The 15,558-nt window shown below is 33.7% G+C and carries 12 protein-coding genes; 2 read left to right on the top strand and 10 right to left on the bottom strand.

Features of this window, described 5'->3' with window-relative positions; all coding sequences use genetic code 11:
• Window positions 1-83 precede the first annotated feature (83 nt).
• Window positions 84-1,310, top strand: a complete 1,227-nt coding sequence (locus tag BKH45_RS01885; protein ID WP_095273779.1) for an argininosuccinate synthase — start codon at window positions 84-86, stop codon at window positions 1,308-1,310.
• A 324-nt stretch (window positions 1,311-1,634) separates the two neighbouring features.
• Here BKH45_RS01885 and BKH45_RS01880 read toward each other — a convergent pair whose 3' ends face one another.
• Genes BKH45_RS01880 through BKH45_RS01865 form a run of 4 tightly spaced genes read right to left on the bottom strand, consistent with a single transcriptional unit; the run spans window position 1,635 to window position 5,677 of the window.
• Window positions 1,635-2,918 (bottom strand): RNA polymerase factor sigma-54, encoded by a 1,284-nt coding sequence (locus tag BKH45_RS01880; protein ID WP_095273778.1) that lies wholly within the window; start codon window positions 2,916-2,918, stop codon window positions 1,635-1,637.
• 2 nt (window positions 2,919-2,920) lie between these two features.
• Complete coding sequence (gene lptB / locus BKH45_RS01875) at window positions 2,921-3,643, bottom strand: LPS export ABC transporter ATP-binding protein (protein WP_095273777.1); 723 nt, start codon at window positions 3,641-3,643, stop codon at window positions 2,921-2,923.
• Window positions 3,636-4,049 (bottom strand): tRNA (adenosine(37)-N6)-threonylcarbamoyltransferase complex ATPase subunit type 1 TsaE, encoded by a 414-nt coding sequence (tsaE, locus tag BKH45_RS01870; protein WP_095273776.1) that lies wholly within the window; start codon window positions 4,047-4,049, stop codon window positions 3,636-3,638. The genes lptB and tsaE overlap by 8 nt, the downstream gene beginning before the upstream one ends.
• On the bottom strand, window positions 4,046-5,677 hold the full coding sequence (locus BKH45_RS01865) for a DNA polymerase III subunit gamma/tau (protein ID WP_095273775.1): 1,632 nt from the start codon (window positions 5,675-5,677) through the stop codon (window positions 4,046-4,048). The genes tsaE and BKH45_RS01865 overlap by 4 nt, the downstream gene beginning before the upstream one ends.
• Window positions 5,678-5,989: 312 nt before the next feature.
• Here BKH45_RS01865 and BKH45_RS01860 point away from each other — a divergent pair, with 312 nt between their 5' ends.
• Window positions 5,990-6,205, top strand: a complete 216-nt coding sequence (locus BKH45_RS01860) for a 4-oxalocrotonate tautomerase family protein (protein WP_095273774.1) — start codon at window positions 5,990-5,992, stop codon at window positions 6,203-6,205.
• A 24-nt stretch (window positions 6,206-6,229) separates the two neighbouring features.
• On the opposite strand, the gene BKH45_RS01855 is transcribed toward BKH45_RS01860, so the two are convergent.
• The 6 genes from BKH45_RS01855 to BKH45_RS01830 form a co-directional block, all read right to left on the bottom strand.
• The gene (locus tag BKH45_RS01855; protein ID WP_095273773.1) at window positions 6,230-6,976 is read right to left on the bottom strand and encodes a class I SAM-dependent methyltransferase; all 747 of its coding nucleotides are present in this window, start codon (window positions 6,974-6,976) and stop codon (window positions 6,230-6,232) included.
• Window positions 6,977-6,991: 15 nt separating this feature from the next.
• The gene (locus BKH45_RS01850) at window positions 6,992-9,175 is read right to left on the bottom strand and encodes a TonB-dependent receptor (RefSeq protein ID WP_095273772.1); all 2,184 of its coding nucleotides are present in this window, start codon (window positions 9,173-9,175) and stop codon (window positions 6,992-6,994) included.
• Window positions 9,176-9,347: 172 nt separating this feature from the next.
• Complete coding sequence (locus tag BKH45_RS01845) at window positions 9,348-10,292, bottom strand: catalase (RefSeq protein WP_095273771.1); 945 nt, start codon at window positions 10,290-10,292, stop codon at window positions 9,348-9,350.
• 125 nt (window positions 10,293-10,417) lie between these two features.
• Window positions 10,418-12,652: a TonB-dependent receptor gene (locus BKH45_RS01840; RefSeq protein ID WP_095273770.1), complete on the bottom strand. Its 2,235-nt coding sequence runs from the start codon at window positions 12,650-12,652 to the stop codon at window positions 10,418-10,420.
• A gap of 162 nt (window positions 12,653-12,814) precedes the next feature.
• Complete coding sequence (locus BKH45_RS01835) at window positions 12,815-14,185, bottom strand: sodium-dependent transporter (RefSeq protein WP_095273769.1); 1,371 nt, start codon at window positions 14,183-14,185, stop codon at window positions 12,815-12,817.
• 61 nt (window positions 14,186-14,246) lie between these two features.
• Window positions 14,247-15,557 carry a (Fe-S)-binding protein gene (locus BKH45_RS01830; protein WP_095273846.1) on the bottom strand — a complete coding sequence of 437 codons (1,311 nt, stop codon included), beginning with the start codon at window positions 15,555-15,557 and terminating at the stop codon, window positions 14,247-14,249.
• Between the last annotated feature and the right edge of the window lies 1 nt (window position 15,558).

Raw genomic sequence — 15,558 nt, 5'->3', positions numbered from 1 at the left:
TTTATTTGTTTTTAGACTTGAGTATATCATTTTTTGCATAACTTTTGCTAAAATTAGAGAAATTCAATCAATTAGAGGAAAAAATGGCAAAAAAAAATATCAAAAAAGTAGTTTTGGCTTATTCTGGAGGGCTTGATACAAGCGTTATCCTCAAATGGCTTCAAGATCATTATCAATGTGAAGTTATCACTTTTACAGCAGATATTGGGCAAGGCGAAGAAGTCGAACCTGCCAGAAAAAAGGCTCAAAAGCTTGGCATCAAACCTGAAAATATTTTTATCCAAGATCTTAAAGAAGAATTTGTGCGAGATTTTGTATTCCCTATGTTTCGTGCAAATACGATTTATGAAGGCGAATACCTTCTGGGAACAAGCATTGCACGCCCTCTTATTGCCAAAAAACTTGTTGAAATTGCCAAAAAAGTCAAAGCAGATGCAATTGCGCATGGAGCAACAGGCAAAGGGAACGATCAAGTGCGTTTTGAATTAGGTGCTTATGCACTCAATCCCAACATTCAAGTAATCGCACCTTGGAGAGAATGGGATCTTAATTCTAGAGAAAAATTGCTTGATTATGCCAACAAAGCACAAATTCCTATTGAAAAAAAAGGAAAAAAATCCCCTTATTCAATGGATGCGAACCTTTTACATATTTCTTATGAGGGACAGATTCTGGAAGATCCTGCCAGAGAACCCGAAGAGGATATGTGGAGATGGACTGCTTCTCCTTTAAAAGCACCCAATATTGCCCAAGATATTACCATAGAATTTAAAAATGGCGATCCTATTGGCATAAATGGTAAAAAGCTTAGTCCCGCAGAGTTTCTTGCAAAACTCAATCTTCTTGGGGGGGAACATGGTATAGGCAGACTTGATTTGGTAGAAAATCGTTATGTAGGGATGAAATCCAGAGGATGTTATGAAACTCCGGGAGGAACAATCCTTCTTAAAGCCCATCGCGCAATTGAATCCATTTGTCTAGATCGCGAACAAGCGCATCTTAAAGATGAATTAATGCCAAAATACGCTTCTTTAATTTATAATGGCTATTGGTTTTCTCCGGAGAGAGAGGCATTGCAAGCTTTGATTGATAAAACACAAGAAAAAGTAGAAGGAAAGGTTTATATTCGACTTTATAAAGGTAATGTAATCATTACAGGCAGAGAATCTAAAAATTCTTTATTCAATCAAGCTTATAGCACTTTTGAAGAAGATAGTGTTTATGATCAAAAGGATGCTGAGGGGTTTATCAAATTGAATGCCTTGCGATTTATTATTGCAGGAAAAGCTAAAGGAAAAATAAAAAAATAAATTTTATTCAATCTAAATCTTTATTAAAATTTATTAAAAAATGAGTAATAAAGATAAAAATTTTTATACATCTAAAATAATTTTAATCTATGGAAAATATTTTATTTATAAAAAGAAAGGGGGGACATAGAGATATTTTAGTAAAACTATATAAAGATTTTAATCCATTTTAACCCCTTTATCCGGAATCTAAAAATTCTTTTATAAATCTAGAGGGCTTAGTCTTTGTGATTTTTAATTTAAAAAAATCTCAATTTGTATTGATCTTGTTCATCTAATAGGTATAAATAACAAGTTTCTTTTGAATTTTGCTATCTAAACTTCTTATACGCTCATTTCATAAAGTCTTTTTCGCTCACTTGAACTACCAATATTGAGTTGTTTTCTATATTTTGTAATAGTCCTACGAACCATTTTGAGTTGAAATTTTTCTTCAATGGTTTGAAGGATTTTTAAATCACTCAATGGTTTTTTATGATTCTCATTTTTAATCAAATCTGCAATAAAATCTTTGATAGAGGCATTGGAAGTGTCTCCATCAATTGCAGTAGTAAAGAAACTCTTGATGGGCAATATACCTCTGGAACATTCAAGATATTTATTCGAAATAGCACGTGAAATTGTACTTGGAGAATGTCCAAACTCATCAGCAATATCTTTGAGACGCATAGGCTTCATTTCTCCGCCCATAAAAAAATCATATTGGTATTCTACAATCATGAGTCCTATTTTTCGAATCGTTTGCTTACGCATATCAAGGGCATCAATCAAATCTCGCGCTTCTTTTAATTTGTTTTTTAAATAATTTTCTCCTTCAGCAGATTTCACCTTGATAGGTTCAATCACAACACTTGGATAAAAATCATCGTTTAATTGGACTTGAATTTCTCCATCATTGTCTAATACTAAAATATCCGGAATAATAAAAGCTTCTTTTTGAACAAATGCCAATGCCGGAGGATTTTTGAAAGTTCGTATAGTCTTCATCGCAAGAGTATATCCACTATTAGAAGCATAATTTTTATGATTGCCCAGGTCCTTAATAATACATGCACATAGAGAATAAATCTCATCAGGAATATCTTGGACATCTTCTAATTGAAACAAAAATGACTCCATCACATTTTTTGAACCTACACCCTTAGGATCAAGATAGGCAAATCTTTGTCTAACCTTTTCATATTGTTCTACACTCACACCAATAAGTTTCGATTCTTCTAGCTCATCACCATCAAAATAACCTTCTTCATTGATATTATCAATAATATTTCTTGCAATTGAAACAGAAATTTCTGTAGGAAAAAGTGGGGGAAGAATTTGTTCATCTAAAATTTCATAGAGACTCTTTTCTTGGATGCTCATTGATTCTATTTTATCACTAATAGAGTTTTTTAGAGGCGTATTGGGATAAGGCTGCTTGAGTTTGGAGCTAAAGTCTTGAACAATTGAGCTTTTAAGACTAATATAAGGATTTTCTTTGGCGTATTCATTAATAGTCTCTTCCATCTCAAGCACATTACTTTGAAGTATGGGCAACCAACCCCTCAATGTCGTAGAAAGTTTATTTTTAACAGATACATTCTGACGTAATTTAGCCCCTGTTGCCATGACTATACCTTAAAATTTTCACCTAAATAGTATTTTCTTACTAGTGGATTTTCATAAATTTGCTCACTATTTCCACTAGCAAGTAATGCCCCACTTTTAATCACATAAGCACGATGACACACAGAAAGCGTTTCTCTTACATTATGATCTGTGATCAACACACCAATATTCAAAGAGACAAGTTGCTCAATAATCTTTTGTATATCAATAACCGCAATAGGATCAACACCTGCAAAAGGCTCATCCAACAAAATAAACTTCGGATCTTTCATCAATGCCCTTGCGATCTCGACCCTTCTTCTCTCGCCTCCACTCAAACTCAATCCTTTACGATGTCTGATAGGCACAATGTTAAAAGCCTCTAACATTTGCTCTATTTTATTTTGCGCTTCTTTTGAGCTGCTAAAAGTACTCTGGGCTGCTAAAGCTAAGTTATCCTCTACATTCAAGTCTTTAAAAATACTTGATTCTTGAGGTAAATAGCCAATCCCCATATTGGATCGTTTGTGCAAAGGGTAATTAGAAAGATCTATATCATTGAGAAAAACCTTACCTCCACTAGGAGGCAAAAGCCCGCATATCATATAAAATGTTGTCGTTTTTCCCGCGCCATTAGGACCCAAAAGTCCTACAACCTCACCACTTGTTACTTCAATAGAAATATCATGAACAATTTTTGTTTTTTTAATCTGCTTGCTAAGATTTTGAGCTTTGAGTCTATCCACAGTTTATCCTATAAGTTCGATTATTTTCATGCTTGATAATCTCAATCACACAAGCATTGTAGCCATTCTCTTTCAATATTTTTTCTAATTGTTGGCTGCCCCATTCAACAAAATGCACTCCTTGATTTTCAAGCCACTCTAACAGCCCTAGTTGCAACACTTCTTGCAATGATCGTCTATAGAGGTCATAATGATAAATCTCCCCATAACAATGCATCAGTGTAAAAGTAGGCGAACTAACGATTTCATCAGGATAAAAATAAGCTGTATATGCCTTTATAAGGCTTGTTTTTCCGCTAGCCAAATCACCTCTTAATAAAAAAATTTTAGCCCCTTGTTGTGTTATTTTTACAATTTGCTTCACAACCAAATCAAGCTTTTTGATATCTGCACAAATCTCTATCATTGCTGATCTTTATTGTCTATTACTATCATTTGAGTAGCTCCCAGATTAATCTTGATGCTCTCAATAAGCTCTTTATTTTCTTCTTTGAATATTTCATGAGAAGATCTTGAACTCAAGGGTTGTGGAGTGGGTTGAGTTTGTATGGGTGAGATTGTCTCAGATTTTATAGAATCTTGCGTGGTTGCTCGTGGTGTGGGTAGGGAATTTAGCTGTGGGGATGGATTTTCTTGTTGAGATTGAGAAGGGCTTATTTTGGTAGAAACACCATAAATCTCTTGGACCATAAGTTTGATATAAGGAAAATTCTGCAAAAGCATTGCCTTATCTTCCCCGATTGCTGATGACTTCCATTTTAAAATCGAATCTGCAAAAGATACAAATGCCACATTTTTTTCGAATATCTCCCCTAATGTTTTGTTTCTATCATAAATTTTTGCAATCAAAACTTCAAATAAATTTTTAGTTGGGAGTATAGAGGAAGGTTGCATGGAAATCTCTTGGGTTGAAGAATCATGCGTAGGTTTAACTTCAGCTTGATGTTGAAAGGATTTGGACACTCTATTTTGAGACAAATGAGATTCTAATTCCTCAATCATAGAATCAATATCTTTCACTTTCATCGCCTCTTCCATTTTTAAACTTAATAACAATAGAACAAAATCCCCATCTGAATTTAGATTGAGCAAATATTTACTCTCATTCAAAATGCGCAAAAATCTATCAATGATAATGATAGGAAAATTTTTATTTTTTGAATGCAAAGCCTGCTTTAAAAACATCATCATCTCATCAATGATCATTTCACATTCATATTCTTCTAACAGCACAAGAATGTCTTGAATCTTTGTTTTATCATGATCCAAAATTGCACCAAAAAATTCCTCAAGTATATGGGGATCAACCACACCAAGCATTTCAGTAACCTTAAGGGTTGTGATATGTTTATTGCAAAAATTAATTGCTTGATCAGTGATTGTAAGCGTATCTCGAAGGCTACCTGAACCACTCCTGGCAATAATTTCCAAGGATTGAGGTTCATAACTCACTCCCTCTATATCTAATATATGTGCAATATGAGTAAGCACCGCTTTATGAGGGATTTTTTTAAATCGAAAATGTTGTGTTCGACTCAAAATAGTTGCAGGAAGTTTGAGCGGATCAGTTGTGGCTAAAATAAATTTTACATATTCAGGAGGCTCTTCAAGGGTTTTTAAAAGTGCGTTAAATGCTTCTTTTGTAAGCATATGCACCTCATCAATAATGAAGATTTTATACCTTCCATAACTGGGGCGATACTTGGTTTGCTCAATCAAATCCCTAATATCATCTATTTTACGACTTGAAGCTGCATCCATTTCAATAATATCAAGATGGCGATTTTCAAGCGCAGATTTACAATTATCGCACTCTCCACAAGGTGTACTTGTGGGACCTTTTTCACATTGCAGGGCACGAGCAAAGATTCTGGCTGAACTTGTTTTGCCGCTACCTCTAAGACCGCTGAATAAATAAGCATGAGAAATACGTCCATGATCAAGAGCCAATGACAAAGTCTGTGAAACACTCTCTTGCCCGATAAGATCACTAAACTGAGTGGGGCGATATTTTAAAGCTAAAGCTATAGCCATTGCATACCTTTTGTCAATATAAAATTTTATTTCATTTTATACCATTTTAGCTATGAAACAAATCAAATTTAGATTGTTTGTATTAAGATTTATCTGCAAATTCCGGTTTCTAATCCAAAAAATCTTCTTAAAAACAAAATTTTAAACTAAAATAATCTCTTTGATAGCATAAAATCAAATTTTTATAAATCTACTTTTTACAAAAGGCTCCTTAAGATATTTATTTTATTTTTCCATAAAAAACTCTTATTAACTTAAATTAGTGTATATAATATCTCAAAAAGCTATTTCATTGCGATTGGAGAAAATCAAATGCCCTTTGTTAATATCAAAATCACTCAAGAAAATGGAGAACCTACCCCCAAACAAAAACAAGAATTAATCGCAGGAGTTAGTGAACTGCTTACAAAAATTTTAAATAAAAATAAATCCTCCATAGTTGTCATTATTGATGAAATTCAAACAGACAATTATGGCCTAGGGGGCAAAAGTATTACCGAAGTGCGAAAACTTAACAAAAATCAATGAAATCACAATAAATAGTTTCAAAATTTATTTTTGAGCTACCAGCAAAAACATAGGGGTAGCATGAAACATTATTTTCTCTTTTTCATCCCAAATCTCTTGATAAAATTCCTTATCATAGGCTATTATTTCAAATCCTAGAGAACTCAGCACTTCATAATCCCATTGTGGGCGTCTTATTTTGCTTAATGGAAGAGATTTTGCGATGGTTTCCATTTTATGTGCGTAAGGATTTTTTGCATGATCATAAATACCTATTTTTGCAACCTTTTCTCTGTCTTCTTGATAAGATTTTTTTTGTTCTTCATCATAAAGTTGCAAATACCAATTGGCATCAAAATTAAGCATTCTTCCACCTTTTTTAAGCACGCGATACCACTCCATATAGGCTTTTTGGGGATCGGGCAAATTCCAAGTTAAATTTCGAGAGACCACTATATCAAAACTGCTTTCTTCAAAAAATAATTCTTGTGCATTTCCTTCAAAAAAATCAATCTCAACCCCATACTTCAAGGCATTTTTTCCAGCATGATCAAGCATAGCCGGAGTATAATCCAGCGCACTTACTTTAGCCCCAAGCATTGCAAATAAGATTGAAAAAATCCCCGGACCACAACCAATATCTAAAACCCTCATCTCTCTAAAATCAAAAGGGATATATTTGAAAAATATTGCTTGGTATTTTTGCTTTTTTTCACTCATAAGTTCTATTAAATTCTCTTGCGCATAAGTATTTGATCGTTGATCCCAATAATTTTGTATTGCTTGGAGCATTTTTTTGACCTAATTTTAAAATTTCATTCTTGCTTGAGCAAAAAATGATGCCCCTGCAACTTGATAATAATCATAATATCGATTATTTGTAAAATTTAAAAAACTTATACTTAAATCAAGATTATTTTTAAGGACATAGCCTAATTTTGCATCAAAATAAAGCTGTGTATCATAATAGCCAAAGGTATGTTTCAAGATCTTGCTATTTTTATCATCACTATAAGAAGCAGATTGAAAATTTCCTGCTATAGATCCGTAAAATCCATATTTAGCACCATACAATAAAGCAACATGTGCCATATGTGGGGGAGTGTTTGGAAGATACTTCCCTTCAATAGAAGGGTTAGCGGTGTTTTTAATGATTCTTGCATTCGTCCAAGTATAACTTGCATTGAGCAACAAATCTCCTCCTAAAGGTTGGCTATACCCCAATTCAATTCCATTGATTCTTCCATGTCCGGCATTTCTATTTTGATAAGGTGAAGCCTCCTTGCCATTTCCGGTTCGATAAATCATCCCATCAAGTTCTGTTTGGAAATAATAAACCTTAAGTACACCGCTCCAAAAAGTATTCACATCTCCTCCTATATCAAATGAAATCCCTCTTTCGGGTTTGAGATTGGGGTTATTTTCCCATTTTCTGGTGATAGTGCTAATACGAAAGATTTCTCTTAAAGTAGGCATACGAAATGCTGAACCTATCGAAGCTTTAAAAACTACTTTATTCAGAAGATTATAATTGATCGAAACTTTAGGAGAGACAGCATTTTGGGAAAGATTGTGGATATAAGTTTTTGTTGATTTAATTTGCGTGTAATTGTCATAATTTTGCCAATAATCATAGCGTAATCCCAATGTGGTATTGAGATTTTTGGTCCATGAGCTATCTAATTGCACATACCCGGCTACTAAAAAAGCTTGTCCTCCATATGCCTTTCCTAATCCTAAGTCATAATTTTTTATTTTCCAATCACTAAAATTATGATTCAATTGATCTAGTCTCATATATCGCCCCTGAAATGCTAAGCTTAAGAGATGTTTGCCAAAACCTTTATCATACACCACATCTAAATAATTGTTATCTGTATAAATATCTTGAGAATAGCCCTTGCCTCCGGAGAGTGTTGGCGCAGGGGTAGCAGACAAATCTGCATCAAGCCAATAACTGGATAATCTGACTGAAGAAAAAGTAGTCTTTAAATTAGACTCATCTTCGAAAGTGTGGGTATAAGATATAGAATTAATATAATGCGTGTAACTTCCTATCCCTTCATACCCGCTTCCAATAAATGGATTATAAGATTCATTACCATAAACACTTTGACCTTGTGCATTTTTCAAGTTTGATTTTGGATCAACAAAATCATAATGATGGTTGGATATAGAAGATAAAAGACTTATGGTATCTTGATCGCCAAGATCGCCTTCTACTTTTACTCTAAAATCTTGAAGTACATATTCTCTTCTACCTGTATCTCCGGCAATATAATTGCCTGCTTTGTCTATAGTATAGCCGGTTATCCCACTCAATTTGGCAAAATCACTCTGAGATCCAAATGCAGGCACACTTGGATAACCTCCCGAAGTCGTGAAGCCATAACTTGCCTTAACACGAAGCCTTTTATCAAAAAAGGCATCTCCAACACTCACATAACCTCTAGTCAAATTTAGGTCTGCTTGACGATCTTTAAACCCGTTCCCATACCCTAACAATACCATACTTTCTAACTTTGTAGGCATTGAAGTAATAAAATTTACTACCCCTCCAATTGCTCCGGTCCCATACAAACTTGAAAAAGGACCCCGAACTACTTCTACTCTTGAGATATCATAAAGAGAAATTTCATCCAAAAGACGATTTTCTCCTTCTAAATCACTTAATATTACCCCATCCAGCATAACAAGCACTCCCTTGTTGATACCTCGTATTGTGATTGCAGGGCGTGGGTTTAATCCGGCATTATTCAAAATATGGATACCCTCATAATTCTTGATAAAATCATTGATTTTTTGTGGGCTTCTCTGTCTCATTTCTTTAGAAGTAATAACACTGACATTTCCGGGGGCTTTTTCTATTGTAGTTTCTGATCGTGTAGCCGTGCTTACTTGACGTTCAAGCATATAACTTTGGACTTCTTGAGCATCACTTGCTGTTAGCAAACCAAAAAATAAAACCAATATTCTCCTATGTGCTTGCATATCTAATCCTTATTATTATATAAAAAATAATATTATTTGAGAAAAAATTATACTCAAGAAACGATGGAAATAGAGGTTTGGTAGAAAATTTTCTAAAACAAGAAGTATTTTTTTAAGGAAACCATAGAATGAATTCTATATTTTCCTTAATATCATCAAAGGTTAGAAAGGCTTATTGACGTCTTTGAAACGTAATGCCATAAGTTTGATTACGAAATTCAAAAACAGGGTCTATGGGAGCTTGAATGCCATTTGGAAGGATACCCGGCAAGAATACATCCAAATTACAAGAATCACCCTTAAACTTGTTTAATTTTAAAGTGCCTAGAAAAATTTTTTTGTTAGTATTTTCCCAAGGGGCACTAATATCATCAATAACATCATTAGGATTAGCAAGGACTAAATACATATAATAATTTACATTATTTTTTCTCAAATCTTTTAAAAACCTTTCTTCTAAAAAATTATCACCAACTTTTTGCGCTTCTTTAGCAGAAAGTTCGATGATGCCTGCTTGAGGGACAAAAATAATTTTTGCATGCAATATCTTACCATCAGGACTTAAAACTCCATAAACATGTTGTGAGTTAAACTGTACATTCGCAAGGCTCAAAGGCACTCCTATAGTTTTGTTATATTCCAAAATACGCCCAACGCCGGGATATTCTTTTATAAGCGCTTCAAGTTCTTTTTTCTTTGCCGGATTGCCTACTACTTCCAAAAATTTTACAATCACACTAGGAGTTTTGCCTGCATTAATCACCCCATTAAGCGTAGCAAAATCCCATTGTTCCTTGCCATTTGTAAATCTCAAAGCAAGACCATGCGCGGAGGTTTTATCATTTGCATTCGGATTTCCTCCACCTGTAGAATATCTTGCCAAAACTCTGACATTTTTTTCAAGCAAGGGAATTTTGACAAATTCATCAATATCTTTGCGTGCCTCAAACTTTCCGCTAACACAAAAACCTTTAGTATGATTGACTTTTTTATGGGGATTTGCTTTATCTCCAAATTGATGATAAAAAAAATCTGCTGCTTGATTTGGGGTAATATCACCTTCAGCAGCAAAAGCAACTCCAAGCATCAGCCCCAAAAACACTAGTATATACTTCATAATTATCCCTTTATTTTTTGGTTATTAAGCATATTTATTATTCCATAATTTTTATAAATAAGACAAATTAAAAAAATAAAGTGATAAAAAATAATATTTACTAAAAAAATAAATAATCCATCATTTTATAAAAATTTACTTGAAATTTGTATATAAAATGAAGCTCCGGGTGCTTTATAATAATCATAATATTGTGTATTAGTAAAATTTAAAAAACTAACGGATAAAGAAGTTTTGTTATGAAATTCATAGCCTAATTTTGCATCAAAACTCACACGCGAATCAATAGAACCAAAAGTATTTTTTTCTATTTTGGTATTTTGGATATTTGCATAAGCTCCTGATTGGGCATTGAGTTGCAAAGATCCAAAAAATCCTTCTTGATTCTCTCCTCCATATAACAATGCTAAATGTCCCATATGGGGCGGAATAGAAGCAATATAATGACCATTAGTATCCGGTCTGGCTTTGTTTTTTATAATCCTAGCATTCGTCCAAGTGTAATTTGCACTCAATACCAAATCTCCATAAATCTTTTGATCTATTTCTAATTCTACCCCATTGATACGCTCATGTCCTCCATTAATATTTTGATAAGGATCATCTATACTCCCTGTGCCATTTTTATAGATTGCGTGGAACATTTCTGTCTGGTAATAATATACCTTCAATAACCCCCCATAAGCATTACTCTGCTCTATCCCTATATCAAATTCCACTCCATATTCCGGAGAGAGAAACGGATTATTTTCTTGATAATCTCCACTGTGGGCATGCGCATACATTTCTCTGGTATTAGGCGCTCTAAAAGCAAGTCCGACAGATCCTTTTAACAAAGTATATTTGAGAGGCTTATAATTGATTGCAAATTTTGGAGAAGGAAAAAATTCTTTTGTATCCGGAAATTTTTGTTTATCCGGATTATGTTTGTCTGTTGTATCCAAAGTACTCATATTAAATGTTTGCCAATAATCTAATCTCAATCCAAGATTCGTGCTCAAAACATCACTCCATTTGCTGCTAAATTGTCCCCAAAGTGCCGCTGTCCAAGCATTACTATTGTCTTGTGCATACAAGTTTGTATAATCATTCCAAAAATCACTTCCAGTCCAATTTCCAACATTATGCCTTTGATTGGTTGCTCCCATAATTCTACCTTGAAGCCCAATCATCAAGGTGTGTTTATCTGAAAGTTTATTTTCATAAATAATATCTAAATAATTGCTTGTAGCTGTATTATCCAGAGACTTACCCGGACCTCCAAAAATACTTGTGGAGGGATTATTTCCATCACCATCACTAAAGTGTGAGACCAAATTTACACTAGAAACAGTAGTGTTCAAAAATGAATTTTCATTGAAATAATGCTTGTGTGAAATGGAAGCAATATAGTTGATCTCAAAACGAAATCCTGCCCAACCAATTCCATAAAATGGACTATAAAATCCGCTCTCAGTTGCTCCTCCATATACCGGTTGCCCTCCTTGTGTCCTCAAATCTGTTGTTGTAGAATTTTGATTTTCATTAATTGTTGAAACATTAAGACTTGCGCTTGTTGTATCCTTATCCCCTTCATCATATTGGATTTTGATATGTCCATTGTTGGTTACATAACCGCTACGACCCAAATTCCCTACAATATCACCTTTACTTGGATTGACTCCATTAAAAGTAATTTTATCGCCGGCAGAAAATGTATTTTTCATAATTGCAGGGACTCTTGCATACCCATCGCTCATACTAAAGCCATAACTCGCTTTAATACGGAGTCTGTTGTTTAAAAATACATCCCCTATGCTAAAGTATCCTCTTGTTCTGTTTTTCTCGCTACCTCCGGAGACAATTTCATTACCATACCCCAAAGATGCTTTGGCTTCCGGTTTGGTAGGCATTGAGGTAATAAAATTAATAACCCCTCCAATCCCACCTGTCCCATATAGACTTGAAAAAGGACCTCGAACTACTTCTATTCTTTGTATATCCATACTTGAAATTGATTGGATAACGCGCATTTCTCCCTCTAAATCATTGAGAATCACTCCATCAAGCATGATAAGACTTCCATAAGGAATCCCACGCATAAAAACTTGAGGACGCCCATTATATCCGGCATCTTTATCTACTTTTACCCCTGCTATAACGCTTAGCATATTGCTTAGTTGTTGAGATGTCCTATCTTTAATCTCTTTATGTTCCATTAACGTAACATTTCCGGGAGCTTCTGAGATTAAAGTGGGCATTCTATTTGAAGTAGTAATGATTTTATTCAATTCATAATCTTTTGTTTCATTTGTTTCATATGCCCCTAAATTTGTAACAAACAAAGCCCATAAAGCGAATTTTAGAGATTTTTTCCACATTTTCCACCCTTAATTTTTTGTTACCAAACTAAATATTATTAATTTATAAAAAATAATAATATTGACATTTTATTCATAAATTATTAAAAAGATATTAAAAATATTATTTTATAAAATTATCATGGTATGAAAAAATAATAGAATAAGCCTTGATTGATTAAGCTAAAACGAAATCAAAAATCCACTCACAAAAATCACTAATATCACTACAGGAATAATGTATTTAACATACCCATACCAAATTTTAATGATTATAGCCTTACAACTGCTCCCCATCATTAACTCTTTGATAGCCTCTATTTTAAGCACCCAACCTACAAAAATACTTGCGCCCAAAGCGGTGAAAACAAAAAATATATTGCCACTCACAAAATCAAAGGTATCAAAAATATTTCTTCCCATAATTTTTACTTCTCTCCAAGGTCCATAAGCCAATATGCAAGGGATATTTCCAAAAATAAAAACAAAACTTAGAGTCAAAAAAATAGCATTTTTACGTTTAAATTGTAATTTTTCTTCCAAAACCGTGATAATAACCTCATAAATAGGCAATGAGGTTGTCAAAGCTGCAATAATCAAAAGACAAAAAAACAATATCGCAAACAGATTTCCAAAATGCATATAAGAAAATACTATTGGCAAAGTCTTAAATACAAGCGAAGGACCTGAATCCGGACTCAATCCGAAACTAAAAAGTGAAGGAAATATCATAAAACCTGCCATAATTGCAATACAAGTATTTAAAATACCTGTCATTGAAGCTGTTTGCACAAGATTTTCTTTTTTATGCAGATAAGATGAAAGGGTAATCATGACGCCAAATCCCAATGAAAGCGCAAAAAATACTTGCCCTAAAACTAGAATAAAAAGCTTTGGTGTAATTTTGCTAAAATCAGGCATCAAATAAAATGTTATCCCTTCCATAGCCCCTTCCATCGTGAGATTACGTATTACCATAGCCAACAAACACAAAAATAATAAAGGCATTAAATATTTCATGGAACGCTCAATCCCATTGATAATCCCCTTAGATAAAATCCACCAATTAACCAATACAAAAATAAATGTATAAAATCCAATCAACAAGGGTGAATGCTCAATATGAAGAGAATAAAATGCCGATGTGATATCTTTGTTGATAGGATTAGAAAGATTTAATTCTCCACTAAAAATATTTGTAATATAAGAAATTACCCAACCTCCCAATACCATATAATAAGCTAAAATCCCAAAAGCGCCTATCAATCCTGTATAGCCAAAAATTTTCCAATATTTTGAAATTTTTTTCCCATCAATCTTTCCCCCAAAAGCATCCACACAATTCATATGAGCACGCCTACCAATAACATTTTCTACCAAAATCACAGGAATACCTACTAACAACATCGCTACCACAAAAACCAGTACATATGCCCCTCCGCCATTTTCTCCTACCAAATAAGGGAAACGCCATGTTGCCCCAAACCCTACTGTAGCCCCTGCTACAGTCAAAATATAGGTAAAACGATTCGACCAAAACTGCCTTTTTTGCATTTATTTCCTTATAATTTTATAATCAGCTTAAATATTTATTTGCGTTAGTTTTGAGTATTTTCTAAGTCATCTGTGATGATTTTCCTAATGCCAGGGCTATTAATTCTAATGGATGAGAAAAAGTTGCTTCAACCCTAGCATTATCCATCGCATTATCTAATTGCATACGGCAAGCACTACATTCTGCGCTTACAATATCTGCACCACTCTCTTGAATCATTTTTGCTTTTGGTTCTCCTGCTTTGACTACCAAATCATACTTATCACTCTGCATACTAATCCCTCCAAACCCACAACATCTACTAGAATCACTCATCTCAATCATTTTATAATTTTGTGCCAAAAGATTACGCGGCTCTTGATAAATTTTCAAAACTTTTCTGGCATGGCAAGGATCATGATAAGTTATACTTTGATTTTGCATAGGAGATGAGCGAAGCATTGCAATCAAAGAAGTATTTTTTTCAAGCCATAAACTTGCCATTTGCATTTTGGACTTCAAGGGCTTCAAGCGCTTTAACCATTCCTCTGCTTGTTCATCTTCACTTAAAGCATGCTCCCAATCTTCTATCAACATCGCTGCACAAGTAGCTTCCGGAATAAGTATTGCATCTACTTTATGGATAAAATCCTCAAAATAAATGATATTTTTTTTAATTAAATGTCTCACTGTTTTAATATCACCCGTAAAATATGCAGGAGCGCCACAACATTCTTGCTTAGGAATAAGGACATTAATCCCAAGTTTATCAAGAATAAAAAGCAGACTTTCCCCTACCCCAACATAATTATAATTACTCAAACAACCAATAAAAATTGCCACTTTATTGTGAGATAAGTTTGAATTAGGAATTTTGTTTTTGGAAAGAATCTCACCAAAATATCTTTGCAAAAAACTCTTAGAAGAAAATGGAAAAATTGTCCTTTTTCCCATTTTTGGTAATTTAAAGCGAAATCTATTTTTAGTCTTTGTGTCATTTGATTGCAAAACACAAGGAGATACAAAATAAACAAATGAAAAAACAAAATCCATTACCTTTCGATTTTTCAGTAAATAAAAAAATATTTTTTTATACCATGCAATACCATATTTGTTGGCAATATCCACACGTATTTTTTCAATCATAACATCTACCGGAAGTGTGCCGGGACAAACCTGCACGCAAGTTGTGCATAAAAAACAAGATTCAAAAATATTTTTTGCATTTTTATCTAATTCTAAATCCCCTCTCTCATAAGCTCCTAATAAATCTAAAAAGCCTCTTGGAGAAGTGCTTTCATCACGATTGATTTGATAAATTGTGCAACTTGGGATACATTTCCCACATTTAACACAATCTTGAGAAATATTTTTAAAATTAGGGAGACTCATC

Source organism: Helicobacter sp. 11S03491-1, assembly GCF_002272835.1.
In the GTDB taxonomy this organism is placed as follows: Bacteria; Campylobacterota; Campylobacteria; order Campylobacterales; family Helicobacteraceae; genus Helicobacter_J.
The sequence above is the reverse complement of the archived record's forward strand: the minus strand, read 5'-3'. Positions and strand labels throughout refer to the sequence as shown.

What these genes read in the sequence shown, in the direction of transcription:
- BKH45_RS01885 (WP_095273779.1), top strand. Translation starts at nt 84, where the DNA reads ATGGCAAAAAAAAATATCAAAAAAGTAGTTTTGGCTTATTCTGGAGGG.
- BKH45_RS01880 (WP_095273778.1), bottom strand. Translation starts at nt 2,918, where the DNA reads ATGGCAACAGGGGCTAAATTACGTCAGAATGTATCTGTTAAAAATAAA.
- tsaE (WP_095273776.1), bottom strand. Translation starts at nt 4,049, where the DNA reads ATGATAGAGATTTGTGCAGATATCAAAAAGCTTGATTTGGTTGTGAAG.
- BKH45_RS01865 (WP_095273775.1), bottom strand. Translation starts at nt 5,677, where the DNA reads ATGGCTATAGCTTTAGCTTTAAAATATCGCCCCACTCAGTTTAGTGAT.
- BKH45_RS01860 (WP_095273774.1), top strand. Translation starts at nt 5,990, where the DNA reads ATGCCCTTTGTTAATATCAAAATCACTCAAGAAAATGGAGAACCTACC.
- BKH45_RS01855 (WP_095273773.1), bottom strand. Translation starts at nt 6,976, where the DNA reads ATGCTCCAAGCAATACAAAATTATTGGGATCAACGATCAAATACTTAT.
- BKH45_RS01850 (WP_095273772.1), bottom strand. Translation starts at nt 9,175, where the DNA reads ATGCAAGCACATAGGAGAATATTGGTTTTATTTTTTGGTTTGCTAACA.
- BKH45_RS01845 (WP_095273771.1), bottom strand. Translation starts at nt 10,292, where the DNA reads ATGAAGTATATACTAGTGTTTTTGGGGCTGATGCTTGGAGTTGCTTTT.
- BKH45_RS01840 (WP_095273770.1), bottom strand. Translation starts at nt 12,652, where the DNA reads ATGTGGAAAAAATCTCTAAAATTCGCTTTATGGGCTTTGTTTGTTACA.
- BKH45_RS01835 (WP_095273769.1), bottom strand. Translation starts at nt 14,185, where the DNA reads ATGCAAAAAAGGCAGTTTTGGTCGAATCGTTTTACCTATATTTTGACT.
- BKH45_RS01830 (WP_095273846.1), bottom strand. Translation starts at nt 15,557, where the DNA reads ATGAGTCTCCCTAATTTTAAAAATATTTCTCAAGATTGTGTTAAATGT.